This is a genomic window from Paenibacillus vietnamensis (genome assembly GCF_020169515.1).
GTDB classification, from domain to species: Bacteria; Bacillota; Bacilli; order Paenibacillales; family Paenibacillaceae; genus Pristimantibacillus; species Pristimantibacillus vietnamensis.
Genome location: NZ_JAHMHW010000006.1, coordinates 66,479 through 89,701 on the forward strand (window position 1 = coordinate 66,479; position 23,223 = coordinate 89,701).

A 23,223-nucleotide genomic window follows, 5' to 3' on the forward strand; every position below is an offset into this window, starting at 1 on the left:
CATGCTGTGTGTATTGACCTTGCCGTCCGCCATCGGTTAAGGTGTAGGCAGCAAAGATCCGTTCGGAAGGCAGGCGAGCGCAGACGATGAATGCAGGAAAGCCGTTTAATACGATCCGGAAAAAGCTGATGCTGCTGCTGCTGGCGGCGACGATTTTGCCGATTGCCACGTCGATGCTGATCTCCTACAACGCGACGACCAAATCCATCACCGAAGAGGCCATTGCGAGGAACAACCGGCTGCTATCGCTCGGTAAAACGAATATTTTGAATTACATGAACAATATCAATCAAAAATCTTTGGCGGTCTATAACGCAATGAACGTCCCCCGCTCCCTGTACTACATTCTGGAGCATAACATGGAGGACGAGGTGTTTCCGAACGACATCACCGACGTGATCCGCAACCGGAATCTGCTGAAGGACCATCTGTACAACATTTATCAAAGCGTCAGTGAATTCCATAAGGTCCGTCTGTATGTCGTAAAGCAAAACGCGACCTATCTGCTCTGGAACGACGATATTAAGGTTGGACGAAATTTAGCCGGAGCGCCGAAAACGACGAAGAAAGCGTACATCGAAGCATCGCATCCGAGCCATAACTACGGCCTCGTCGACTTGAAATCGGACGCCGGCGAGGAGCTGGTCTTCACGCTGCACCGTCCGATCTTCCGCGCGCCGAGCGAGGAGCTGCTGGCCGAGCTGTCCATCGACGTCAGGCTCCAGGTGCTGGAGGACCTGAACCGCCAGCTGTACGACTACGGGATGGAGAGCTTCTATATTACGGACGCCGGCGGGCAGATCGTGCTCTCCTCGCAGGCCGAAGAAATCGGCACCCGGGCGGAGCACGGCTGGCTGGACAAGGTGTATGCCTCGGGCGCGGACAGCGGCCATTTCGATTACAGCGGCGAATCGTTTGACGGGATGATATTTTACGACCGGATCAAGACGCCTTATATGGACTGGTACCTGATCAAGCAAACGCCGTACCGCCATCTGTACAGCGCCGCCGACCGCGTCGCAAAAATCAACGCTTTGGTCGGCATCGGCTTCCTGGCCGTCGTCGTGCTTGCGACCCTGTATATTTCCATCCGGTTCACGAAGCCGCTGCTCCGACTCATCGGCTATGTGAACAAGATCGAAACGGGCAATTTGAACGTCTCCATCGACATCCAGAGCAACGACGAGATCGGTCTGCTGGCGCGTCGCTTCCGCTCCATGATGCAGACGATCAACCATCTCATCCTGAAGGAATACCGGCTCGAAATCGCCAACAAGACCAATGAGCTGAAAGCGCTGCAGGCTCAGGTCAATCCGCATTTTCTGTATAACGCGCTGCAGTCGATCGGCACCGTCTCGCTGCAGCACGGCGATCTGAAGGCCTATTCGCTCATAACGTCCCTCGGCAAAATGATGCGTTACAACATGAACACGGGCGATTCTGTCGTCGAGCTGAGCCGCGAGCTGAGCTACGCCGAGGCTTATCTCGACCTGCAAAAGCAGCGCTTTGACGCGTCCCTGCAGGTGACGATGCAAATTGACGAAGCGGCCAAAAGCATTCTCGTGCCGAAAATGATCCTCCAGCCGCTCATCGAAAACTTTTTTAAGCACGGCTTCGCTCAAGTGCCCGGCTCGCCTTCCGAGCTGCTGATTGCATGCTCTTTGGACGAGACGGCCGGGCTGCTGAAAGTTTCCGTGCAGGATAACGGCAGCGGCATTTCCGCAGTCAGGCTCGAGGAGCTGCGGCACCGGCTTGAGAGGGCGGACCCGGTTCACGGAGGCCTCAACGGGCAGGAGCCGGGGGGCATCGGCCTGCCAAACGTGCTCTCGAGGCTGAGGCTCCACTTTGATCCCGCGGCTTCGATGGAGCTGCGGCGCTTGCAGCCGCAGGGCTTCTCGGTTACGCTCCGCATTCCGCTGGCGCAGCTGCCGGAGCCGCCGGAGCGTTCAGAGCCTGCCGGCTGACCGCGGCAAAAGCTCGCATCGCGTATAAATTGAAAAAAAGCCGGGTTCACGCGTGAGGCGTGACTCGGCTTTCTTCGAAATATAAGGAAGTATAAATTTCGCTTATACTGGACTTATATTTCATCGCGAAACGTATGCTGCGCCTCCGAAGGACGGCACAGAACCGAGCTGCGCAAAGTTACAGCTAACGGTTCGTGCGTAGCAACAGTCGTTTACGCTTGGTTATCTTTAGGCGGCATAGGCCGATTACATCATCGTCGCGCTTTTCTTCTGCGACTTCATATCGTTGTTATTCACCAGCATGGGCAGCATTTTCTCGCCGCTGACCATCGGGGAATTGCATATCAGGCAGGTTGGCGTTTGCTCGAATGCGAAGTTGTCCCTCATCCAGCTGTTGCAGCCTTCCGACTCGCACAGCCATACCTTCGTGTTTTCTACCGGAATTTCCTCAAGCGGTTTTTTACGATTGTACATGGTCAGCCTCCTTTGGATGGAATACAAGCGGAGCATAATGCTCTTCATGCTCCGCTTGTATTTTAAAAAAGGAAAAACTGCCTCGAGCTCCAAGAAGTCTAGGCAGTTAATGTTTATGAACAGCTGTGTTGGGTTTCGGGTTTCCTCTTTTGCAATGCTTTTATTGTATCATATTTCATCCAGCAAAGGCAAATTTCTGGCAGACCGGCATCCGCAGCCTCCCTATTCCTTGCAGTAGCAGGCAAACAGCTGCTCCACCGGCTTGAAATACAAATGGCCGTCCGGCCACGGCTGAAAATGCAGATCCATCCGGGAGTCGCTCCAGTTCTCCGGCGTGCCCTTCGTAGTCAGCTTGCCCGGAAGCGCCGGCGGCTCGACGACGGCCGGGAACTCCTGGTAGCCGAACAGCAGATTTTCATGCATGGCGATAATTTCGTATTTTGGACCGTGAAACGCCTGTTCCTCCTGCAGCTGGTAATGGTAATAAATGTAGCTGGCAGCCATCTCCGGCTTCAAATGCGCGACCCTGCCGACCCGCCGCTCGACCGGCTCCTTGCGCAGCCAATGCTCATAATCGGCCGGCTCGTTAAAATGAAAAACGTCGATCATCGGAATCCACTTCCGCTTCTCCGCATGCCCCGGCCAATCCTCCAAATACGGGGCCAGCCCCGGCAGCAGCTCCTCCGGCTCCAGCAGCCTGTTCACACATTCGGCATACACGAACACATTGCGCTCCCACCGGAAGCAGCCGGCCGTCATCACTTCTCCGCGATCCATGAGCCCCTGCACGGTCCGTTCCTGCTCCAGCTTTGCCGCTTCCGCTCCTTGCTCCTCGCTCCCCGCTTTGAACTGCGCTCTTGCGATTAATCTGAACATGCTGTTGTCTCCCCTTTTTTCAAATCAGATAATTCTATTATAGAGCATTTGGGAAACAAAGGGATGGGAGCTAATTTCGGAAAAATTGGATAATCTAATGAGGTGGTCACACAGCGCATCAACCGGAGAGGAGGGCGGACGATCTGGAGAGCACAAGCGAATTTGTACAAAAGATCAAAAAAATTCAGTACAATGCCATGCTGAACAAAAGGCGGAATGGCAACGGCAACCCGGCCGAGCGCATGGCGAATAAGCAGCACAGCACAAACAAATAAAGGATTTGTTCCACGCAAGCGTAAACGGCTGACGCTACGCACGAACCGTTAGCTGCATCTTTGCGCAGCTCGGTTCTGTGCCGTCTTTTGGCGGCACAAGCTCGTTTCGGATGAAAAGGCGCCCGGAAGTCTATGCTTCCGGACGCCTTTTGCCGCGTGATGATGCCTGTCTAGGTTGAATATTCGTGCGGATAGTATTCGATGCAAGATGATGCGGCTATCGTGAGACGGCCCTGTTCCTTGTCATAACGGACGGATCCGTTTTCTACGTAATACCAGGTTTTAAGCGTCGGCTTATCCTCGTATTCCTGGAACATAAACACATTCAGCTCGTCCTTGAGTGCAAGAATCTCCTCTACGATATCGCTGTGCGGCACGTCTATCGTGAACAGCCAGCCTTCCCCTTGCGATGAAACCTCGTACTTTATATCGTGCTTACTCGAATCAATGAATGACCGCCCGCCAACCGCGTGCTTGATCAGAAATGTCTGCTTCACTTTAGGGCCTCCTCCTGCTCCGGGTTACGGAAGATCGATCAGCATAAAAAACACGGACTCGGCCGCTTCCAGCTCCAGCGCGCCCACCTGCTCGATCTGCGCCGTATCGCCCTCCGACAACGCTTGTCCAAGCACGTTCAGCCGGCCTTCGATGACATACAAATACAGCTTGCGGCCCTCAGCCGTCTCGTAAGGCAGCTGCTTGCCCTGCTCCAGCTTGCTCAGATAGATTGTCATGTTCTGGCCGATCCATGCCACCTGCTCCGATGCGTTGTCCGAGACTACCGGAAGCAGCGCATTGTTCAGCTTATCCGTATCGTACCGGGAGGCTTCGTAAGACGGGGTAACGCCGCGCTCCTTCGGCATGAACCAAAGCTGGAGCAGACGGAGCTCTTCGTCCTCGGAAGCGTTAAACTCCGTGTGGATGACGCCGCTGCCGGCCGACATGCGCTGCACCTCGCCGAACGAGGAAACGACGGAATTGCCCAAGTTGTCCTCATGCCTGATTTTCCCGTTCAGCACGATCGACACGATTTCCATATCGCTGTGCGGATGGGCGCCGAACCCTCGTCCCGGATCCACAAAATCGTCATTGCAGACGCGCAAAACGCCGAAGCCGGTCCGGTTCGGATCGTAATATTGGCCAAAGGAGAAGCTCGGCCTGCTTCTCAGCCAGCCCAAGTCCACCGAATGCCGCTCTGCGGCCGGAAATACGTTGATCATCCTTTCGCCTCCCTAATGATTGCCATATCGATAAATCATTTAACTGCAATTGATGCCTTAATATTTCAAGAAATGAAAGCATGTAAGAAAAATAACGGGATTTGATGCAGCAAAATCGAGCAGCCTGCTCTAAATCGACCATTTTTATGAATTTATATGTACTCAATCCAGTAATTTCGCCAAAAAGCGGTACTCCACCGGATTTAAATACATGAAATCCATTTATTTCGCCAAACCACAGTCCACACACGCTACTCAGCAAGACAACCCAATCCACTTACTTATTTATAGCAGGTTTTCAAAGCTGCGGCAAGCGGCTGTCACAGATCGGCATGCTGCTCCGTCTCATCAGTATAACGTACTTTATGTACGAAAAAGGAGATGGGCAGCATGCAAACCTATGATGCGGTAGTGATAGGCGGAGGAATAGCGGGGCTGGTGTCGGCAATCGAGCTGGCGAAGGCGGATAAGAGGGTTATTTTGCTGGAAAAGACCGGGAAGGCGGGTGGACGCGGAGGCTCCGTCATCACCAAAGGAGCCGTCTTTAATCTCGGAGGCCACGCCCTGTTCAAGGAAGGAGAAGCGTTTGCCGCCTTTCGGGAGTATGGCTTGCGGCTGAAGGGAGGATCGCCCAAAACGGACGGAAAGGCGATTTGGAGAGGAGGCATCGCGCCGCTGCCCGGTACGGCGCTGGGGCTGCTCGCCTCGCCGCTGCTCGGCTGGAGAGGGAAGGCACAGCTCGGAAGGCTTTTGGTGGGTTTGCAAGCCGTCCGTACGCAGGAGCTTGGGCATGTTACCCTGCGGGAATGGGCCGAGAGGACGATCCACGATCCGATGGCGCGCCATATCGTTTACGCTCTCCTGCGCACCTCCACCTACTGCAAGGAAATCGACTTCCAGCTGGCCGGGCCCGCAATTCGGCAGCTTCAGCGGGTTTTGCGCGGCGGCGTCCTGTATGTGGACGGCGGCTGGCAGTCGATCGTCACGCAGCTGCAGGAGAAGGCCGAGCGGCTGGGCGTGACCGTATCGGTCGGAACGAAGGCAGCGGAAATCCTTCGGCTGAACGGTGCGGCAGCGGGTGTCCGGCTCGCCGACGGCCAGACACTCAGTGCCGCAGGCGTCATCGCGGCGGTGCCCCCGGCCGAGCTGGTCAAGCTGCTCCCGGGAGCGGAAATTGCCGCCCTTCGGCGCTGGCGGGACGAAGCAAGGCCGATCGCCTCGGCTTGTCTCGACTTATGCCTGAAAAGGCTGCCGGTGCCGGACCGCCATTTTGCCATCGGCCTGGATCAGCCCGTCTTCTTCACGAATCATTCCAGAGTCTCGAAGCTGAGCGATAATGGTACAATAGTGGTGCACTTAATCAAATATAATGATCTCGGCGGCGGTCACCCCAAAGAAGACGAACGGCTGCTGGAGCGGACGATGGAGCTGCTTCATCCGGGCTGGCGGGACGCGGAAGTCGCGCGCCGGTATCTCCCCTCCATTACGGTGGCGTACGACTATGCGCATACCGGCCGCTCCGGCCCTCCCGTCGGTCCCGATGTACCGGGCTTACGCGGGCTCTGTGTCGCGGGAGATTGGGCCGGCCATGACGAACTTCTGGCCGATGCGTCCGCAGCCAGCGCCAAACGGGCTGCAGCAGCCCTGCTTCTCCAGGCTCGCACCGCCCAAACGAAGGGAAGAGACATCTATCATGTCGTATAACGCGTTGCAGGATGAGTGGTATTCCGCCTATAGGGCGCTTTTGTTCTCGCTTGCTTACCGGATGCTCGGAAGCGTCATGGATGCCGAGGATATCGTACAGGATGCTTTTGTTTCCCTTCACGCTGCGGACCCGGAAGCCATCCGGCATCCGAAAGCTTTTTTGTGCAAAACCGTAACGAACCGCTGTCTCGACCTTCTCCGCTCCGCACGCCGCAGACGCGAGGTGTACACCGGACCTTGGCTGCCTGAGCCGATCGTAAGCGGAATTGGCGGCGATGCCGGCTCCGACCCTATGGAGCGGTATTTGCAACAGGAAACGATGTCGACCGCATACGTTCTGCTGCTCCAGCAGCTGTCGGCCTCGGAAAGGGCCGTTTATCTGCTCCGCGAGGCGCTGCAGTACGATTACGGAGACATCGCGGACATCGTCGGCAAAAGCGCTGCAAACTGCCGCCAAATCTATGTTCGCGCGAAACGAAGCATGCAGCTTGCCGGCGCGGAGCGGGAGGAGCCTGCAGACGGCGGTGCCAGCTGCGCGGCGGACGGCAAGCTCGGCCGGATCGTCTCGCAGTTCACGGCCGCGCTCGCAAGCGGCGACATGCCGAAGGTGCTCGCGCTTCTGGCAGAGGGCGCCGTGCTGTATTCCGACGGCGGGGGCAAAGTAAAAGCGGCCTTGCGCCCTATTAAGGGCGCAGACCGCATATCGGCATTTTTATTCGGGATTTTGGCTAAGCTCCCGGAAGGGTACTCCTTTGCTCCGGCGACCGTAAACGGCGAGGCCGGCGTTATTGCTTACCAGCATGGGACGGTCATGCAGGTCGTCTCCTTCCGCCAGCAGGACGGGCGGATCGACGCCGTCTATCTGGTCAGCAATCCCGATAAGCTAGGGCATCTTGCAGCAGACAGGCCGCAAAGCGGCGGGCTTAATTCCGAACCGGATTAAGCAGCGGCTCAAAGCCGCCGATCCGGCACTCTATCGTATCGCCGCCGCGAATGACGGCCGATCCCGGGGTGCCGGTCAAAATAATGTCGCCCGGAAGCAGCGTCATGACCTGCGAATGGAAGGCAACCGCGGAATACGGGCGGAATCTCATATAGAACGTTGTGTTCCGGTGAGCGGTTCTCCCGTTAAGGGCGGTTTCGACGCAAAAGGCGAGCGGATCCGGAAATTCGTCTTTTGTAATGAACTGCGGGCCGAAGCTGAAAAACGTATCGAAGCTTTTTGCCCTCGTCAAAAACCGCGGATGGCGGGCATGAATATCCGCCGCAGTTACGTCGATCGCCGTCGTATAACCGGCAATGACGTCGTAAACGTCCTCTTCGGCGATGTTTTTGCAGTGCTTGCCGATAATGATGCCGAGCTCCGCCTCGGCCGTAATCGTGCCCGCCCCTTGCGGGAGCCGGATCGCTTCGCCGGGACCGATAATCGTCGTATCCGGCTTCATGAAGCTGACCGGCTCCTCATCCGGGTCCACCGCCGCCAGCTCCGGCTCATCCTTCACGTAGTTCATGCCGATGCCCCATATTTTGCGCGGCTGGCGGTAGAGCGGGCCGTACTTCGCCTCCGGATAGGGGATGGCGTCAAGCTCCTTCAGCTTTCCCGCACCCTCCGCGTTGTACCACTCCGTCAACGGCTCCAGCTCGCCGAGCCGGATCAACTCGAACAGCTCCGTGCTCCACACCGTGCCTGCGGCCGCATTCACCGTCCCGAGCGGCACAAGACCGCCGGAAGCCGCGATTGCCGCCTGCTCCCTGCCGTTCACCACGATCGTCGACAGCTTCATCGTCCTTCGCTCCCCTTTGCGTTCATTTGTCCGATCGGTTCATCCGCTGCGTTCGCCGCCCACTCCAGCAGCCTGAGGTCCTGGCCGGGGCCTGCAATGAAGGAAATGCCGATCGGGCAGCCCTGCCCGCCGGGAACCGGAATCGTCAATTGCGGCAAACCGGCCAGTCCCGCCGCGCAGCTCAATTGAAGCGCATGTACCCGGCGCCGTTCTACATCCTCTCCCGACAAGCCAAGCAGAGGAGCGATTCCCGGCACAGTAGGCATGGCCATCACGGTGTCGGTGCCGAGCAGCCCAAGAAGCCTTCCGCGTACCTCCTCGCGCTTGGCATACGAAGCGCCGTGCTGCTCCGGCTTCAGCGTCGACGCCCAGGCAAACCGCTCCGCAATGCCCGGTCCGAAGGACGGCCGCTCCCGCTTCACCCAGTCTCCATGCTCGCGCCAAACTTCGATCGCTTGAATGTGCCGGAAGGCGTCCATCCATGCGGGCAGCCCTTCCGGCGCAAGCACCGTTGTCTCATGGTTTTCGGCCAATGACTGCAACAAGGGGATATACCGCGACAAGGCGACCTTCGAGTGAGCGTCCGGCAGCGCCCAGAGGTCCTCCGCGAACATGATGCGCCCGAAGGTCCCTCGCTTCTGTCCGTCCTGCTTCTCAAGCAGCACACGGCCAACCTCCAGCACCGTCTGTATGTCACGAGCCATCCACCCGACAGTGTCGAAGCTTGGAGCGAGCGGAATAAGGCCCGCCGTACTTACCGCGCCGTGCGTCGGGCGGATGCCGTAAAGGCCGCAATACGCAGCCGGAACGCGGACCGAGCCGCCCGTGTCGGTGCCGATCGCAAAATCGGCCGACCCCGCGGCGACAGCCGACGCCGAGCCGCTCGACGAGCCGCCGGGTATGCGTCCCGGAGCCTGCGGGTTCGGCGGCGTGCCGTAATGCGCGTTTTCCCCGTTGATGCTGTACATCAGCTCATCCGTTATCGTCGTGCCTTCAAGCCTCGCGCCTGCGGCAAGCAGCCGTTCGATGACGGCCGCATGCCGTGCGGCCGGCCCGTGCGTCCGCAGCCAGTCCGGGTTGCCTGCAGAAGAGACATAACCGGCAATATCGAATACGTCTTTGACCGCAAACGTTTTGCCGCTCAGGCTGCCCGCTTTCGTCGGCTCCAGGACGATATGTTTATTCGCATATGCATGTTCCCGTTGCTCCATGTTCACCTTTCCCTCCACCTTTTTCAGTCCGTCTGCTTCCGGCTGCCGGCCTCTGCCCGCCAGGTTCGGACGGACAGCACCAAAGCGCCATCCCGGCCTACCAGCCGATAGCCGCCCCGTCGCAGCGCGGATCCGAGCCGCCCTGCACAAAGCCCTGCTCGTCGCGCAAAATAGCATGGGCATGCCCCATAATGCCGTCGAAATCCTTTACCTTACGTACGGCATGCCCCGCGGCGGCCAGCGATTCCAGGACGGCGGCGGGCACGCGGCCCTCGACCTTCAGCTCCTGCGTCGGCTCGCCCCACGTGCGCCCCCACACCCAGCGGGGCTCGTTAATCGCCTGCTGGGGGTCCATGCCGTAATCGACCATGCGTGTAAAAATCGCCGTCTGCGTCTGCGGCTGCCCCTCGCCGCCCTGCGTGCCGTAAAGCACGGCGGGCTTGCCGTCCCGGCAGGCCATCGCGGGCATCAGCGTATGGAACGTCCGCTTTGACGGCTTCAGGCAATTGACATGCTTCGGATCCAGCGAGAAGAAGGAGCCTCTGTTTTGCAGCAGGATGCCGGTATTTCCGGCCACGACGCCGGAGCCGAATTCGAAGTAAAGGCTTTGGATGAAGGAGACGGAATTGCCTTCGGCATCCGTAACGGCCGCATAAGCCGTATCGCTGCCAAGCGGCTCCGATTGCAGGCTTGCAGCCCGGTTCAGCTCGATCTTGGCCGCCAGCCCGGCGGCATAACCTTTGTCCAGCAGCCGCTCCAGCGGCACCTCCGTAAAGGCCGGATCGGACAAATACCGGTTCCGGTCGCGGAAGCTGAGCTTCAGCGCCTCCACGCAAAGCTGGTAATACTCATGCGAGCCGTGCTCGATCGAGCCCAGATCGAACTGCTCCAGAATATGCAGCGCCATGATGCCGGAGAAGCCCTGCGAGTTCGGCGGCATTTGGTGGAGCGTATAGCCCCGGTAGGAGCCTTCGAGCGGCGTGACCCAATCTCCGCGGTGATTCGCAAAATCATCCGCCGTCAGCAAGCCGCCGCTGCGTCCGAGAAAACCGGCCATTTCCATCGCCGTCTCCCCCTTGTAAAATTCATCCCGCCCATGCTCGGCCAGCCTCCGCAGTGTCTTTGCGAGCGCCGCCTGTTTGAAACGCACGCCGGGCTTCGCCGCCCGGCCCCCTGGCAAATAAATAGCCGCCGTCTCCGGCGTACGGGCAAGCACCGCTTCGTTGTGGACCGTGTTGGCGTACTGGTCCTTTGACATCGGGAACCCGTTCTCCGCGTAATCGATTGCCGGAGCCAGCACCTGCCCCCACGTCAGCCTCCCGTATTCGCGGTGTACGGCATCCCAGCCGTCGACCATGCCGGGCACGGTCACAATGCTGCCGATCCCGCGGTTCGGAATGGCCGCCTGACCCGCGTAAGCGCCGATATCCGCCTCGCAGCCGGAGCGGCCGCTCGCGTTGTAGCCGCGCACCTTGCCCTCCGAATGGTGATAGCCAAGCCAGAAGGAATCTCCGCCGAGACTGGTCATATGAGGATAAACAACGGCCAGGCAGGCGCTGACGGCAACCGCCGCGTCGAACGCGTTCCCGCCCTGCTCCAGCATTCTGGCGCCTGCCGCCGTCGCCAAATAATGCGGGCTGACGACCATCGCTTTTGTTCCGATAACGGATTGGTTCACCGCGATCACTCCTATATTGCAAAATGATAGATAAGTTCACATGTTGATATGTATTAAAATAACACCGTTCCGCCTTCCCGGCAACTGAAACGTAATCATTTTTGTTTTTTTATATTGAAAACGAATGAATTCCTGTTTATATTTATACATATGGTAATTGAATACGGATATTACAGTACATTTTGAAATCAACAGAGTAGAGAAAGGAGCTGCTTCCGCATGCAATCCAAAGCATCAGATGAAGCTGCCGCAATAGAAATTGACGATATCGACCGCCAAATCATTGCGGAGCTTAATAGAAATGGAAGAATCTCTTACACGGACCTCGCGAAGGAAATCGGCCTTTCCCGCGTAGCCGTCCAATCCCGGATCAACGCGCTAATGGATGCAGGAGTCATCGAACGGTTTACGGCCGTTATCAATCCGGAGAAAATCGGCATTCACGTCTCGGCCTTTTTTAACGTGGAGGTTGAGCCGAAGCATCTGCATGCCGTTGCCGACCAGCTCTCAACGGAGCCTTACGTGACCAGCCTCTATCACATGACCGGTCCCAGCAAGCTGCATATGCACGGCCTGTTCCGCAACAATCAGGAGATGGAGCAGTTTTTGAAGGAGAAGCTTTATACGCTGCCCGGCATTATGAGCGTCGACTGCCAGGTGCTGATCAACCGCTACAAGAGCCGCATGGGAATGAGGCTTTAAGCTATGGCGGTTGCATGGATGAAGAGCAAGTATCTCCAGCTGGCGTGGGCAATGATGAAGACGGGAATCATCGGCTATGGCGGGGGCCCCTCCGTTATTCCGCTGATCCGGTACGAGGCGGTTACGAACTACAAATGGATGGAGGATGAAGAGTTCGGCGAAATTTTGGCGCTTTCAAATGCGCTGCCGGGGCCGATCGCAACCAAGATTGCCGCTTATCTCGGCTATCGGGAGAAAGGCATGCTCGGCGCCGTCGTGTCGGTGCTCGCACATATACTCCCTTCGGGCATCGCGATGATTCTGCTGCTCAGCTTCGTGCAATTTTTGAGCGGCGCCGCATTTATACAAGGGATGATCGGTGCGGTCATTCCGGTCATTTCGGTCATGCTCGGCATGATGGCCTATGAATTTGGCGAAAGAGCCGTGAAAGGGCTGGGCATTTATGCCGGCATCGCCTTTTTTGCGCTGGCGTTCGGGCTGCTTCAGGGCATCCGCCTGCATCCCGCCATCGTCATTTTATTATTCCTTGGATATGGTGCGTTACATCTAAGAACGGTCGCGGCGCTGAAGCGGCGCAAGGAGAGAAAACATCGGAAGCGCCTGCAGCGGGCGAATGAGAAAGGGGGCGGCATCACGCGTGGCATGGATTGAATGGTTTAACCTGATCATCGGCTTTTTTATCGCAAATGCGCTCGGCTACGGCGGCGGCCCCGCCTCCATTCCGCTGATGTACCGCGAAATCGTGACGAACCACGGGTGGACGACGCCGAGCGAGTTCTCGAACATTTTGGCTCTCGGCAACGCGCTTCCGGGCCCGATCGCCACAAAAATTGCGGCATTCGTCGGCTACGACACCGGCGGCTGGGTCGGCTCCGTGCTGGCATTGGCGGCTACGATCGTTCCGTCGGCGGCTGCGCTTATCCTTCTGCTCAAGGTGCTCCAGCGCCACCGCCAATCGTCCGTCGTTAAAGGAATGACGCTTCTCGTGCAGCCGGTGATCGCCGTCATGATGCTGCTGCTCACCTGGCAGATGGGCGAAAGCTCCATCGAATCGATCGGCATCGTCCAATCGCTCATTATCGCGGCCGTCGCCTTCTGGGCGATGCAAATCCGCAAAATCCATCCGGCCATCGTCATCGTCGCCGCTTTCGCTTACGGCGGATTGGTCATCCCACATTTGAATGTGATGTAAGGATAAAGACACCTTTTGGGGTGTCTTTTTTAGTCCGCTAAAGTTCTTTTGTTTTCATTCACTTGAGAGGAGCTGTATATTGCCTTTATGCCTTTTTTCTTTAGATGCCCTACAATAAACTGCAATAGCCCTTTACCACCACCTTTGCCTCTGTAATCCGGGTGAACCATTATAAGTCCAATATATGGGTATTTTGACCGCAATAATTTTCCGATCAGATGAGGCATACGTTTCAATCCTTTCTTTCGAACACTTGTCTTTCCAGTTGATGATCTTCTATTAACTCTATATTTTTCTTGTTTTCCACATAGGTCCGGATCTCTTTCTTGATGTTAGGAAATAGCACAATGGAATCTAATTCTTGTAGTGGTATCCACTTTACTGCAGATTGATGAGGATCGGGTTTCGAAGGTAATTGTGGAATAGAATTTTCTTTTAATTTGCATTCAAATATAAGACTTAACGAATGAGGATCATGATTGCTGTATTCTCCGGACTGTTTGTGTGGAGCCATTTCATAGATCAAAGCTAGTGGTCCGACTGTTACTTCAGCTGTCGTTTCTTCAAATACCTCTCTAACGACACCCTCTTTAATCGTCTCACCAGGTTCTAATCCTCCGCCGGGAAGATTATAATGAATTCCATTTTCGCTATATTCCACGAGAAGAACACAATCGTTCTGTATGATTAAGCCTGTACATCTTATTCTGACATGTGGCATGAGCTAGTCCTTCTTTCTTTAGTTATTTATAATTCCTTTAATTTCCCTCCATCTGGTAGTTCTTACGGTCTTTGATTGCTTCTCTGAAAACATTAATGGGTTCGTAGTAGTCAATTGGTTTATGAATTAATCTGTTCAACCACTTCAATCGCTGGATATTGTCATTAAAATTATCTTCTAAAAAAAACGTAACTTCATTCATCGTCCCTAATACACTTCTGCTGTTGGTTTTTGATATGACGATTTCCGACCCAAACTCTAAATAGGCATTGATTTCATTCTCTTTGAAGCCTTCGTGGAGTAAATATTCCCTGAGTGTCACTAAAAATTTATCTTTCAGCCGCTCTAACTGACCAGTCCGTATACCATCAATAATTACAGATAATCTGGTTAAATCATTTACGAACACGATGTGTTTGCGTTTGTTTAAGTTATAGATATTTACATGCCAGCTAAAAAGCGAGGGAAAATTATTGATTTCAATTGGGGTTGCTTTCATGTCTTTCAATAAATTTTTAGTAAGTCTTAAAATAATCAATATTCTCTTCCTTTCTCGTACTGGATTTAAGCGTACGCTACGAGTCGTTCATCCGCTCAACCATCTTTATAATCAACCTCAGAACCAAATCGCTTGGATATAATTCATTTAAGAAGCTTTTCGGGTTCACTTCTTTTTCCAGTTATGTTATCATAAATTATAAAGAAGCCGAGTGCGGTAACACTCGGCCCAACAATTGGCTTGGATGGGTTTATCCCTTCTAGAGTCTAGACGAATAAGAACCCACCTGGGCGCTAACCTTAGGGTGGGTTCTTACTTTCTCTTGTTGTTTGAATTGATGTATGTTAGAAGTGCAAGGATAAACGATCCAAATAGAAACATGATCATTATTGCATCTTTAACTTCCATGGCCTCACCTCCTTTCGAAGGGAAACCATGCCCACCCAAGATTCAATTGTCTTTCCCTATTGTACCATCATCTACCAACGATATGAAGAACAATTGTTCGATGTTTTAAAGAAAAAGCAGCAGATCCGCCCGGACCCGCTGCTTTTTTCGTCGATTTATACCCGTCCCCGAATCCCCTCGATATACGCTTTCGACTGCGCCATCTGATTCTCCCGAGCTTCCTCCATAATGATGTTCACATGAGGCTTGTACTGATTAAGAAGCTTCATGTACAGCTCATAATTCATCGTACCGAAGCCGGCCGGGGCGACGCCGAGGGAGCCGTCTTCCAGCAGCATGCGGTCCTTGGCATGGGCCGCGATGATGCGGCTGCCGAGCAGATCGAACGCTTCCTCGATCACATCGTTCTGCCGCGCAAAATTTTCCGCCGTCATCAGGTTGCCCGGGTCGATCACGACGCCGATATTCGACGAAGGAACCTCCTCCAGCATCCTTGCCAGCTCTGGAGCAGTTCCGACCAGATGGCCGCCCGCCGCCTCCAGCCCGACAAATACGCCCCACTTCTCGGCTTCCTCCGCCAGCTCCGCAAGCGTTGCCTTCATCGTAGTCCAATCGCTGTCCGTATAGCCGCCTTCAATCCGGCCGGTCTCGAACGCAACCATTGGGGCGCCGAAAAACCGGGCATACCGCAAAAGCTCCTTGAACCGCTCAACGTTTACGCGCCGCTGCTCCTCGTTCCTGTCGACCATATTCAAATAACAGCCGAGTACGGAAATCGAGACGCCGTGCTTGTCGAATTCCTCTCCAATTGCGCTTGCCAGTCCTGGGCTCAAACGGCCCGGTCTGCCGAAATCGATATCGCTGACCGCTTTCCACAGGGCAAGCTGCATATGCGTGAAACCGGCGGCTGCCAACTTAGGTGCAAGCTCCTTGTAAGGTACGCTTCCGAATAAATGGGCTAATACGCCAACTGACATGAGACCTTCTCCTTCAAGCGTAAACGCCTGCAGCCAGCCTTAGGCGGCAGAGTCCGTTTCGCGATGAATTTTAAGTTAATGAATAGCTGTGAAGCATATAAATCCTTAAAATTTTGTTATACGCCGCCCTCCAGCGCGACCTCCGCCTTCGGAGCGTACATTTTTTTGGCTAAATACGATTGCGCAATCATGAACAAGCCGCCCGTCACCCAATAGAGCGAGATCGCAGCCGGCGCCGACAAAGCGAACACACCCATCATTACCGGGGACAAATATCCCATAAACGCGAGCTGCTTCTGCTGCGCCGGATCAGATCCGGGCTGTGCCGTTTGAGATACCTTGAATTGGACAAAATAAACCAACGCCGCCAAGATCGGCAATGCGATATCCGGCGAGCCGAGCTTAAACCAGAGGAACGAATGATCCGCCAGCTCCGGCGTCAGCTTGATCGCCGAGTAAAGGCCCATCAGGATCGGCATCTGAAGCAGCATCGGCAGGCAGCCGACGGCCAGCGGGTTGACCTGGTGCTTCTGGTACAGCTGCATGGTCTCCTGCTGGAGCTTCTGCTTGGACTCCGGATCCGTCTTTCCTTTGTACTTCTCCTGCAGCTGCTTCAGCTCAGGCTGAAGCACTGCCATTTTTTGCTTCATCCGGTGCTGTGAACGATACTGGCGCATCATTAACGGCAGCAGCAGCAGCCTGATGATCAAAGTAATGCCGATAATCGCCAGCCCGTAGCTGCCGCTAAATGAATCGGCCAAATACTGAAGCACCGCCGACAACGGGTAAATCACATAGTGGTTGAAAATACCCGGAGTATCGCTGTCAATCGTACCGCTGGCCGTGCCGCAGCCGCTGATCAGCAGCAGGCCGGCCGTCATTGCGCCGATCAATAAGGAACGGCTGTATTTAAGGGAAGGGAACACATTGTTTTTTCGCATCGAAATCCTCCTCGTTTGTTTGAACATGCGATCACAAACGAGGCGCTGCAGTTTGAAATATCGTCATCGGGCGATTCCTTCCGCTTCACCTTCCGGACCAGCCAGTGGCGGAGCGGTATGACGCGCAGAAGCACTAACGGCAGTGGCGCGAACGCCGGCGCGACGGCACGGCTTCGTTCCACGTACCAGCTAGCTTCTGAATTGAGGTGCGAAGCATACGAATACGCCAGTGTATAAAGCAAACTAATCGATATAAAGTACGGAATAAGCTCGTGCAGCTCCAGCTCGAACAATGAGTTCACCTCCCTTCATGATGTCCCTAAGCAAAAATAGATTTGATGGCACATGGATATTATAACAATAATTGAAAAACTTGCTTGAAAAACGTTAGCTTCGGTTATTTACAAATAAGCGGCTCTAATCTTATACTTTCTAAGTTGTTCAGTAAAACATCTTAGAAGAAAGAGGACATCATGACCAGAAAAAAGCTTAACACCCTTTTCGTTGCACTCGTCGCTTTCCTGCTTCTGTTTCTGATGACCGGTCCTGCCGGACAAGCTTCCGCTGCCCAGGCCGAGCCGAAAAAGAAGCTGGTGATGGGCACCTCGCCAGATTACCCGCCATACGAAAGCGTAGATGCAAAAAATAACGGCGAAATCGTAGGCATGGACATCGATATAGCCAAGTATATCACCAGCCAGCTGGGATATGAACTGGAAATCGCGAGCATGGATTTCAATGGGTTGATTGCCGCCCTTCAAACCGGCCGCGTCGACTTTGTCATGTCCGCAATGTCCGCTACGGACGAACGACGTCAGAACGTTGATTTTTCCGATTACTATTACGCAGCCCGGAACACGATCGTTTCTAAAAAATCGGCACCGTTCGAAACGCTCGAATCCCTTTCCGGCAAGCTGGTAGGAACGCAGCTCGGCTCTACCCAGGATTTGTTCGCCGAAACGATTGAAGGCGCTCAGCTGAAGAAGCTGAACAAAATTCCGGATCTCATACAGGAGCTCAACTCGGGCCGGATCGACGCCGCTATCGTGGAAGACGCAGTCGCGGTCGAAATGACGAACGCGAATCCCGACCTTGCGATGAATTTTTTGCCGGCGGATTTAGAGGAGAATGGCTACGCCATCGCGTTTCCGAAGCAGTCGGAGCTCGTCGCCTCCTTTAACGGCGTGCTATCCGACATGAAAGAGGAAGGCAAGCTCGACGAAATCTCACGTAAATGGTTTCCTGAGCCGGAGAAGCCGGCCGATAAGCTGCTAGGTATTAATATCGATTTCAGCGTGCTGAAGGGGTATATTCCCTATATCCTGAAAGGCGTTTACGTGACGCTGCTGTTCACCCTCGTTTCCGCGCTGTTCGGTCTCGTATGGGGTACCGTTTTGTCATTGTTCAAAATATCCGGCATCAAGCCGCTCGAATGGTTCGCCACCGCCTATACTTCGGTATTCCGCGGCACGCCGCTGCTCGTTCAGCTTACGCTGATCTATTACGCCACTCCGCAGCTGACCGGCTACGACATTCCGGCGTTAATGGCGGCAGGTTTGGCGTTTGGCCTCAACTCCGCGGCCTATTTGTCCGAAACGATCCGCGGCGGCATAATGGCCGTCGACAAAGGGCAAAGGGAAGCGGCGATCGCACTCGGCGTGCCATACCGCAAAATGATGGTCCGCATCATTTTCCCGCAGGCTTTGCGCAATATTTTGCCCGCTCTCGTCAACGAATGCGTCGCTTTGCTGAAGGAATCGTCGCTCGTGTCCGTTATCGGCGTCGCCGATCTGATGCGCCGTGCGGACGTGGTGCGCTCCAACGAATTCAGGGCGTTGGAGGCGCTGCTGTTCATTGCCGCCATCTATTACGTGCTGGTGCTCATTCTGACTACATTTGCCCGCATGCTTGAAAGGAGGCTTCGCCGCAGTGATTAACGTGACCGGCTTAACGAAGACCTTTGGAAAAAACCAGGTGCTGAAAGGCATCACAACCACCGTGGAAAAAGGGGAGGTCGTCGCGCTGATCGGGCCGTCCGGCTCAGGCAAGTCTACCTTTCTCCGCTGCTTGAACATGCTCGAGACTCCTACGACGGGCACGATTACGATCGACGGCATCGCCATCACCGACCCGAAAACCGATATCGCACGCGTTCGCCAGCGAATCGGCATGGTTTTCCAGCATTTTCACCTGTTCCCGCACATGACCGTGCTGGACAATATTACGTTCGCGCCGATCGAAGTGAAGGGTCTGAAGCCGGAAGCAGCTCGCGTTAAGGCTCGGGAGCTGCTCGCGCGCGTCGGCTTGTCCGACAAAGCGGACAGCTATCCGTCCCGACTGTCCGGCGGCCAAAAGCAGCGGGTGGCGATTGCCCGCAGCCTGGCGATGGAGCCTGACATCATGCTGTTCGACGAGCCGACCTCGGCGCTTGATCCGGAGATGGTCAAGGAGGTTTTAAACGTCATCCGCAGCCTTGCCGACAGCGGCATGACGATGCTGATCGTGACCCACGAGATGAAATTCGCCCGCGAGGCCGCAGATACGATTTACTTCCTCGACGACGGCAAGCTCGTTGAGCGCACGAAGCCGGAGCAATTTTTCACAAGCCCCCAAAGCGAGCGCGCCGCCCGCTTCCTGGAGCAAGTATTATAAGGTAATACAAAGCTACACCTGCGTTGAGGCAGGTGTGGCTTTTTTTACGCTGGTGATCCCAAACTCCCTCTCTAACTTAACTACGAACGACAGCGAACTTTTAATCTGTTCTGTTCACCAAACATACTCTGCATCCCTTTCCCAATAAAACACCTGATCCCCTTAGACGGTATCCCTTTTCTTCAACCTTGCTCCACTCTCCCCTTAGCTCAGGATAAAGCCAATTTTCGTTTCCTGAGCTGTGGGGAGAGTGCCTAAAAGTAGAAATACCCCTGTTACCACCGCTCTCCGGCTAATCGCGGATCCATCGAATTTCTACCTTTTCCATATATCTCGCGTCCCTGGCCTTTCCTTTTCTCTGCATCTTCTCATTCGTTGACTAGAATTCTCTCCTTTCGCGGTATCCCTTTTCATCGACCTTTGTCCACTATCCCCTCAGCTCAGGACAAAAGCTGATTTTCGTTTCCTGAACTGAGGGGAGAGCGTACAAAAGAGCAAGCTGAGGGGAAGGACAGTGGACAGTATTATCTAACACACGACGATTTATGATCTGGTGCCTTCCCAAAAAACAAACAACCATCTCCGCCGCATCATGCGTGTGAAGATGGTTGTTTGTTCGTTGCGTAATCGGAGTAACTGGATTCGAACCAGCGACCTCACCCACCCCAAGGGTGCGCGCTACCAGGCTGCGCCATACCCCGACGATTGCAAGAGAGCGCTCTCATGCGCTGTATATTAGAATTATACTACCCATCCCAAATGCTGACAATATAAAAGAGACTGACTCGTGAATGGATAGATAAAGATTTTGTTCTTTGCACCCTCGAGCGTGCATTTCATATACAATAAGAGCATTCGGTTCATTTTTCGGGAGGCCAAGCTTATGGAATCATTGTCAAGGGAAGAAAAAAGCTGGATGCTGTACGATTGGGGGCATTCGGCCTACTCAATCATCATTTCGACGGCTGTCTTCCCGCTCTTCTACAAAGCAGCTGCAGAGAGTGCGGGGGTCAGCGGAGCGCATTCCACTGCTTATTTAGGGTACACAATCGCAATATCCACGTTTATTCTTGCGCTGCTTGGTCCTATCTTGGGCACGATTGCGGATTATCAAGGGTTCAAAAAAGCGTTTTTTGCGGGGTTCAGTTTCCTTGGCATCGTCGCGACGGCACTGTTGACGTTTATTCCGAACGGCGAATGGCAGCTTCTGCTCGTGTGCTACACATTTATAGCGATCGGGTCGGCGGGCTCAAACGTCTTCTACGACGCGTTTTTGGTCGACGTGACCGAAGAGGGGCGGATGAATAAAGTGTCCGCACGCGGCTTCGCGCTCGGGTATATCGGCAGCACGATTCCGTTCATCATCAGTATCGCTCTTATTCTTCTGTCGCAGCAGGATGTACTGCCGTTGTCCGTTACGGCGGCAAGCCAGATCGCATTTATGATTACAGCCGTATGGTGGGGTGTCTTCACGCTGCCCATGCTGAAAAATGTCCGGCAGCGCCATTACATACCGCGCGAGCCGCGCATCGTCGCCAGCAGCTTTAAACGGCTGGCCGGCACGTTTAAGGAAATCAAACGGCATCGCTCGATTTTCCTCTTTTTGCTGGCGTATTTCTTCTATATCGATGGTGTCGGCACGATCATTACGATGTCGACCGCCTACGGGACGGATCTTGGCATCGAATCGACGGACCTGCTCATCATCCTGTTCGTCACCCAAGTCGTCGCGGCGCCGTTTGCTGTCATTTACGGGCGTCTTGCGGATCGTTTCTCTGGCAAAACGATGCTGTACGTCGGCATTTGCGTGTATATCGTCGTATGCGTCTATGCGTATTTCATGAAGTCGGCGTTCGACTTCTGGGTGCTGGCGATGCTGGTTGCCACGTCACAGGGCGGCATCCAGGCGCTGAGCCGCGCTTACTTCGCAAAAATGGTTCCAAAGCAAAGCGCGAACCGGTTTTTTGGGTTTTATAATATTTTTGACAAGTTTGCCTCGGTACTGGGTCCTCTGCTCGTCGGACTGACCGCACAGCTAACGGGCCAAACAAGCATGGGTGTGTTCAGTCTCGTCATCCTGTTCCTGATCGGCATCGCCATCCTGGCGCGTGTACCGGAGCAGCAAAGCTTGCAGGCGGGGCCGCCGAATGCTGACGGTTCCAGCCAAAAGGCGGCTGGCGGGTTGGGCTAAGCAATCGGGTGGTGCCAGTAAAACAAACCTTACAGCTTACCCGCGATATGCTATACTTTTGCATACTAAAAAGGAGGCGCTTGATTATGACAAATCGACCTCTCAAAGAGGAATACAATCCGTATTACGAGCAATATATCCGCTTGGTCCGCGAAGAAGACATCATAGAAGTATTGGCGGATGCGCAGGAAAGTACGGATGCCCTGCTCGCCGAGCTGACGGAGGAACAAGGGAATTACCGGTACGCGGATGGCAAATGGAGCCTGAAGGAGGTTATCGGCCATGTCGCGGACGGCGAACGGATTATGAGCTACCGGCTGCTGCGCGCATCGCGAGGCGATAAGACTCCTCTGGCCGGATTCGACCAGGACGAGTTCATGACAAGCGCACCGTTCGCTTCCTGGACGATGGAGCAGATTCGGGAGGAATACGTATCGGTCCGCCGGGCGACGCTTTCCCTGCTGCGGGGACTGACGGAGGATGCATGGACAAGATCCGGCATTGCGAACGGGAGCAATGTTTCGGCGAGGGCGCTCGCCTATATTATCGCCGGGCATGAGCTTCATCACCTGCGGATCATAAAGGAGCGTTACTTGCGATGACGGTCCGTCTGCGCGGGCATCATCTGCTTTGCTTGCTCGGCTACCGGGGGATGGGCTATTCCGACGAGTTTTGTGTAAATATGACGAGCATTTATGAAACGCTCCGGACTGCGCCCGATACCGAGATCGAGATCATTACTGGGCCGGACGACATATGCCGGGCCTATCCCGCAGATAAACCCGGCCACTGCGAGGGCACCGTCTACGATCTGGACGGCAAGGTGCTGGCACAGCTTGGTCTTGCCCCGGGCTTTCGGGGAAGCTGGCGCGCCGTGTGCAGCCAAGTCGCCGGGAAGGTTGCTCCCACGGACATCGCGCTTCTGTGCACGACCTGCCCATGGGAGAAATACGGCGTCTGCCGCGAAGGCGTCCGCTTGATCGCGTCAGGCAAACCTTTGCCGGCGATTAAGAAGAAATAAGCAGGGCTTTTCGTTTTTCTCCTACTAAAGTCGTAGAGCATTCAGCCGAAGGTTGAGTGCTTTTTTTCATGAAAATCATGCTAATTGAGGACGTCAAGAGGATTAAGGGATGTTACGATAAAGTCTAGCAACCGATAAAGAGATAGAAGACTCGAGCAGGAAGGATGACCAAAATGAATATACTGATCGTTACCGGAAGCAACCGCAAAGACGCGACGAGCACCCGGCTCGCCGCTTATGTAGGACAAATCATCTCCCAAAAGGGGCATAACGCGGAGCTCTTCGACTTATACGAGAAGCCGCTTCCGTTCTACTCTCCGGAAGGGGTAAATCAGGACCATGACTCCATCCGGCAGCTGAAACAGGCCGCTAAACAGGCCGATGCCATCGCGCTCGCTTCGCCGGAGTATCACGGCAGCATTTCGGGCTTGCTCAAAAATGCGCTCGACTACCTTGGCCAGGAGCATTTTCACGGCAAGGCCGTCCTGTCGATGAGCTCCGCCGGCGGGGCGGTCGGCACCAGCTCCCTTCAGCAGCTGCAGGCGATGGTCCGCAACCTGCACGGCATCAACTCGCCGGAGTGGATCTCCGTCGGAGGAGCGCAGCGCCAGTTGCTGACTGAGGGCCTGGGCACTCAAGAAGGCGACGGACAGATATTGTATGACCGCATCCACCGCGTCACGGGAAGCTTTCTCGAGCTGGCCGCCCTGCTCGCGAAGCGGTAACGCCAGGG

At 54.9% G+C, this 23,223-nt stretch carries 26 protein-coding genes and 1 tRNA gene; 13 read left to right on the forward strand and 14 right to left on the reverse strand.

The annotated features are described in order from the left end of the window. Positions 1 to 86 precede the first annotated feature (86 nt). The gene (locus tag KP806_RS14215) at positions 87 to 1,964 is read left to right on the forward strand and encodes a cache domain-containing sensor histidine kinase (RefSeq protein ID WP_224724365.1); all 1,878 of its coding nucleotides are present in this window, start codon (positions 87 to 89) and stop codon (positions 1,962 to 1,964) included. A 246-nt stretch (positions 1,965 to 2,210) separates the two neighbouring features. Here KP806_RS14215 and KP806_RS14220 read toward each other — a convergent pair whose 3' ends face one another. Next, positions 2,211 to 2,438, reverse strand: a complete 228-nt coding sequence (locus tag KP806_RS14220; RefSeq protein ID WP_224724366.1) for a cold-shock protein — start codon at positions 2,436 to 2,438, stop codon at positions 2,211 to 2,213. Between the two features lie 222 nt (positions 2,439 to 2,660). Then, entirely contained in the window at positions 2,661 to 3,314 is a 654-nt protein-coding gene (locus tag KP806_RS14225; RefSeq protein ID WP_224724367.1) for a hypothetical protein, read from the reverse strand. Between the two features lie 143 nt (positions 3,315 to 3,457). Between KP806_RS14225 and KP806_RS14230 the strand changes: the two genes are divergently transcribed. Continuing rightward, positions 3,458 to 3,589: a DUF4023 family protein gene (locus KP806_RS14230; RefSeq protein WP_224724560.1), complete on the forward strand. Its 132-nt coding sequence runs from the start codon at positions 3,458 to 3,460 to the stop codon at positions 3,587 to 3,589. A 170-nt stretch (positions 3,590 to 3,759) separates the two neighbouring features. On the opposite strand, the gene KP806_RS14235 is transcribed toward KP806_RS14230, so the two are convergent. Beyond that, a complete protein-coding gene (locus tag KP806_RS14235; RefSeq protein ID WP_224724368.1) occupies positions 3,760 to 4,086 on the reverse strand; it encodes a hypothetical protein in 327 nt (108 codons plus the stop codon). A gap of 24 nt (positions 4,087 to 4,110) precedes the next feature. Next, positions 4,111 to 4,809 (reverse strand): pirin family protein, encoded by a 699-nt coding sequence (locus tag KP806_RS14240; RefSeq protein WP_224724369.1) that lies wholly within the window; start codon positions 4,807 to 4,809, stop codon positions 4,111 to 4,113. 390 nt (positions 4,810 to 5,199) lie between these two features. On the opposite strand from KP806_RS14240, the gene KP806_RS14245 reads away from it, so the two are divergent. Both KP806_RS14245 and KP806_RS14250 read left to right on the forward strand, forming a co-directional pair. Next, positions 5,200 to 6,513: a phytoene desaturase family protein gene (locus KP806_RS14245; protein ID WP_224724370.1), complete on the forward strand. Its 1,314-nt coding sequence runs from the start codon at positions 5,200 to 5,202 to the stop codon at positions 6,511 to 6,513. Continuing rightward, positions 6,503 to 7,456, forward strand: coding sequence for an RNA polymerase sigma-70 factor (locus KP806_RS14250; RefSeq protein ID WP_224724371.1), 954 nt, complete (start codon positions 6,503 to 6,505; stop codon positions 7,454 to 7,456). Before KP806_RS14245 ends, KP806_RS14250 begins: the two co-directional genes overlap by 11 nt. Here the strand turns inward: KP806_RS14250 and KP806_RS14255 are convergent. From KP806_RS14255 to ggt, 3 genes are all read right to left on the reverse strand, one after another. Then, positions 7,437 to 8,297, reverse strand: a complete 861-nt coding sequence (locus KP806_RS14255) for a fumarylacetoacetate hydrolase family protein (protein WP_224724372.1) — start codon at positions 8,295 to 8,297, stop codon at positions 7,437 to 7,439. The two genes, KP806_RS14250 and KP806_RS14255, sit on opposite strands and share 20 nt — an antisense overlap. Then, positions 8,294 to 9,508: an amidase gene (locus tag KP806_RS14260; RefSeq protein ID WP_224724373.1), complete on the reverse strand. Its 1,215-nt coding sequence runs from the start codon at positions 9,506 to 9,508 to the stop codon at positions 8,294 to 8,296. Before KP806_RS14260 ends, KP806_RS14255 begins: the two co-directional genes overlap by 4 nt. Before the next feature lie 97 nt (positions 9,509 to 9,605). Then, a complete protein-coding gene (ggt, locus tag KP806_RS14265; protein WP_224724374.1) occupies positions 9,606 to 11,186 on the reverse strand; it encodes a gamma-glutamyltransferase in 1,581 nt (526 codons plus the stop codon). Positions 11,187 to 11,405: 219 nt separating this feature from the next. On the opposite strand from ggt, the gene KP806_RS14270 reads away from it, so the two are divergent. Genes KP806_RS14270 through KP806_RS14280 form a run of 3 tightly spaced genes read left to right on the forward strand, consistent with a single transcriptional unit; the run spans position 11,406 to position 13,080 of the window. After that, positions 11,406 to 11,888, forward strand: a complete 483-nt coding sequence (locus KP806_RS14270) for an Lrp/AsnC family transcriptional regulator (RefSeq protein WP_224724375.1) — start codon at positions 11,406 to 11,408, stop codon at positions 11,886 to 11,888. A gap of 3 nt (positions 11,889 to 11,891) precedes the next feature. Next, positions 11,892 to 12,539, forward strand: coding sequence for a chromate transporter (locus KP806_RS14275; protein WP_318153631.1), 648 nt, complete (start codon positions 11,892 to 11,894; stop codon positions 12,537 to 12,539). After that, complete coding sequence (locus KP806_RS14280; protein ID WP_318153644.1) at positions 12,535 to 13,080, forward strand: chromate transporter; 546 nt, start codon at positions 12,535 to 12,537, stop codon at positions 13,078 to 13,080. Before KP806_RS14275 ends, KP806_RS14280 begins: the two co-directional genes overlap by 5 nt. 29 nt (positions 13,081 to 13,109) lie before the next feature. On the opposite strand, the gene KP806_RS28005 is transcribed toward KP806_RS14280, so the two are convergent. The 6 genes from KP806_RS28005 to yidC all read right to left on the reverse strand — a co-directional run bounded on the left by KP806_RS28005 (position 13,110) and on the right by yidC (position 16,626). Beyond that, positions 13,110 to 13,307 carry a GNAT family N-acetyltransferase gene (locus KP806_RS28005; RefSeq protein ID WP_224724377.1) on the reverse strand — a complete coding sequence of 66 codons (198 nt, stop codon included), beginning with the start codon at positions 13,305 to 13,307 and terminating at the stop codon, positions 13,110 to 13,112. Between the two features lie 5 nt (positions 13,308 to 13,312). Then, entirely contained in the window at positions 13,313 to 13,801 is a 489-nt protein-coding gene (locus KP806_RS14290; protein WP_224724378.1) for an NUDIX domain-containing protein, read from the reverse strand. Between the two features lie 37 nt (positions 13,802 to 13,838). Then, on the reverse strand, positions 13,839 to 14,339 hold the full coding sequence (locus tag KP806_RS14295) for a DUF6933 domain-containing protein (RefSeq protein WP_224724379.1): 501 nt from the start codon (positions 14,337 to 14,339) through the stop codon (positions 13,839 to 13,841). Between the two features lie 273 nt (positions 14,340 to 14,612). Further along, positions 14,613 to 14,708 carry a competence inhibitor ComI gene (comI, locus tag KP806_RS14300; protein WP_224724380.1) on the reverse strand — a complete coding sequence of 32 codons (96 nt, stop codon included), beginning with the start codon at positions 14,706 to 14,708 and terminating at the stop codon, positions 14,613 to 14,615. A 155-nt stretch (positions 14,709 to 14,863) separates the two neighbouring features. After that, positions 14,864 to 15,685, reverse strand: coding sequence for a sugar phosphate isomerase/epimerase family protein (locus KP806_RS14305; RefSeq protein ID WP_224724381.1), 822 nt, complete (start codon positions 15,683 to 15,685; stop codon positions 14,864 to 14,866). Between the two features lie 116 nt (positions 15,686 to 15,801). Next, on the reverse strand, positions 15,802 to 16,626 hold the full coding sequence (gene yidC / locus KP806_RS14310) for a membrane protein insertase YidC (RefSeq protein ID WP_224724382.1): 825 nt from the start codon (positions 16,624 to 16,626) through the stop codon (positions 15,802 to 15,804). 473 nt (positions 16,627 to 17,099) lie between these two features. Here yidC and KP806_RS14315 point away from each other — a divergent pair, with 473 nt between their 5' ends. Both KP806_RS14315 and KP806_RS14320 read left to right on the forward strand, forming a co-directional pair. Beyond that, positions 17,100 to 18,563: an ABC transporter substrate-binding protein/permease gene (locus KP806_RS14315; RefSeq protein ID WP_224724383.1), complete on the forward strand. Its 1,464-nt coding sequence runs from the start codon at positions 17,100 to 17,102 to the stop codon at positions 18,561 to 18,563. After that, the gene (locus tag KP806_RS14320; protein ID WP_224724384.1) at positions 18,556 to 19,278 is read left to right on the forward strand and encodes an amino acid ABC transporter ATP-binding protein; all 723 of its coding nucleotides are present in this window, start codon (positions 18,556 to 18,558) and stop codon (positions 19,276 to 19,278) included. Before KP806_RS14315 ends, KP806_RS14320 begins: the two co-directional genes overlap by 8 nt. 627 nt (positions 19,279 to 19,905) lie before the next feature. Here the strand turns inward: KP806_RS14320 and KP806_RS14325 are convergent. Next, a tRNA-Pro gene (locus KP806_RS14325) sits at positions 19,906 to 19,979 on the reverse strand. Between the two features lie 182 nt (positions 19,980 to 20,161). Here KP806_RS14325 and KP806_RS14330 point away from each other — a divergent pair. The 4 genes from KP806_RS14330 to KP806_RS14345 all read left to right on the forward strand — a co-directional run bounded on the left by KP806_RS14330 (position 20,162) and on the right by KP806_RS14345 (position 23,215). Continuing rightward, complete coding sequence (locus KP806_RS14330; RefSeq protein ID WP_224724385.1) at positions 20,162 to 21,469, forward strand: MFS transporter; 1,308 nt, start codon at positions 20,162 to 20,164, stop codon at positions 21,467 to 21,469. Between the two features lie 86 nt (positions 21,470 to 21,555). Next, positions 21,556 to 22,071, forward strand: coding sequence for a DinB family protein (locus KP806_RS14335; RefSeq protein WP_224724386.1), 516 nt, complete (start codon positions 21,556 to 21,558; stop codon positions 22,069 to 22,071). Then, complete coding sequence (locus KP806_RS14340) at positions 22,068 to 22,490, forward strand: DUF1284 domain-containing protein (protein WP_224724387.1); 423 nt, start codon at positions 22,068 to 22,070, stop codon at positions 22,488 to 22,490. The genes KP806_RS14335 and KP806_RS14340 overlap by 4 nt, the downstream gene beginning before the upstream one ends. A gap of 173 nt (positions 22,491 to 22,663) precedes the next feature. After that, positions 22,664 to 23,215 (forward strand): NADPH-dependent FMN reductase, encoded by a 552-nt coding sequence (locus KP806_RS14345; protein ID WP_224724388.1) that lies wholly within the window; start codon positions 22,664 to 22,666, stop codon positions 23,213 to 23,215. The last annotated feature ends 8 nt before the right edge of the window (positions 23,216 to 23,223 follow it).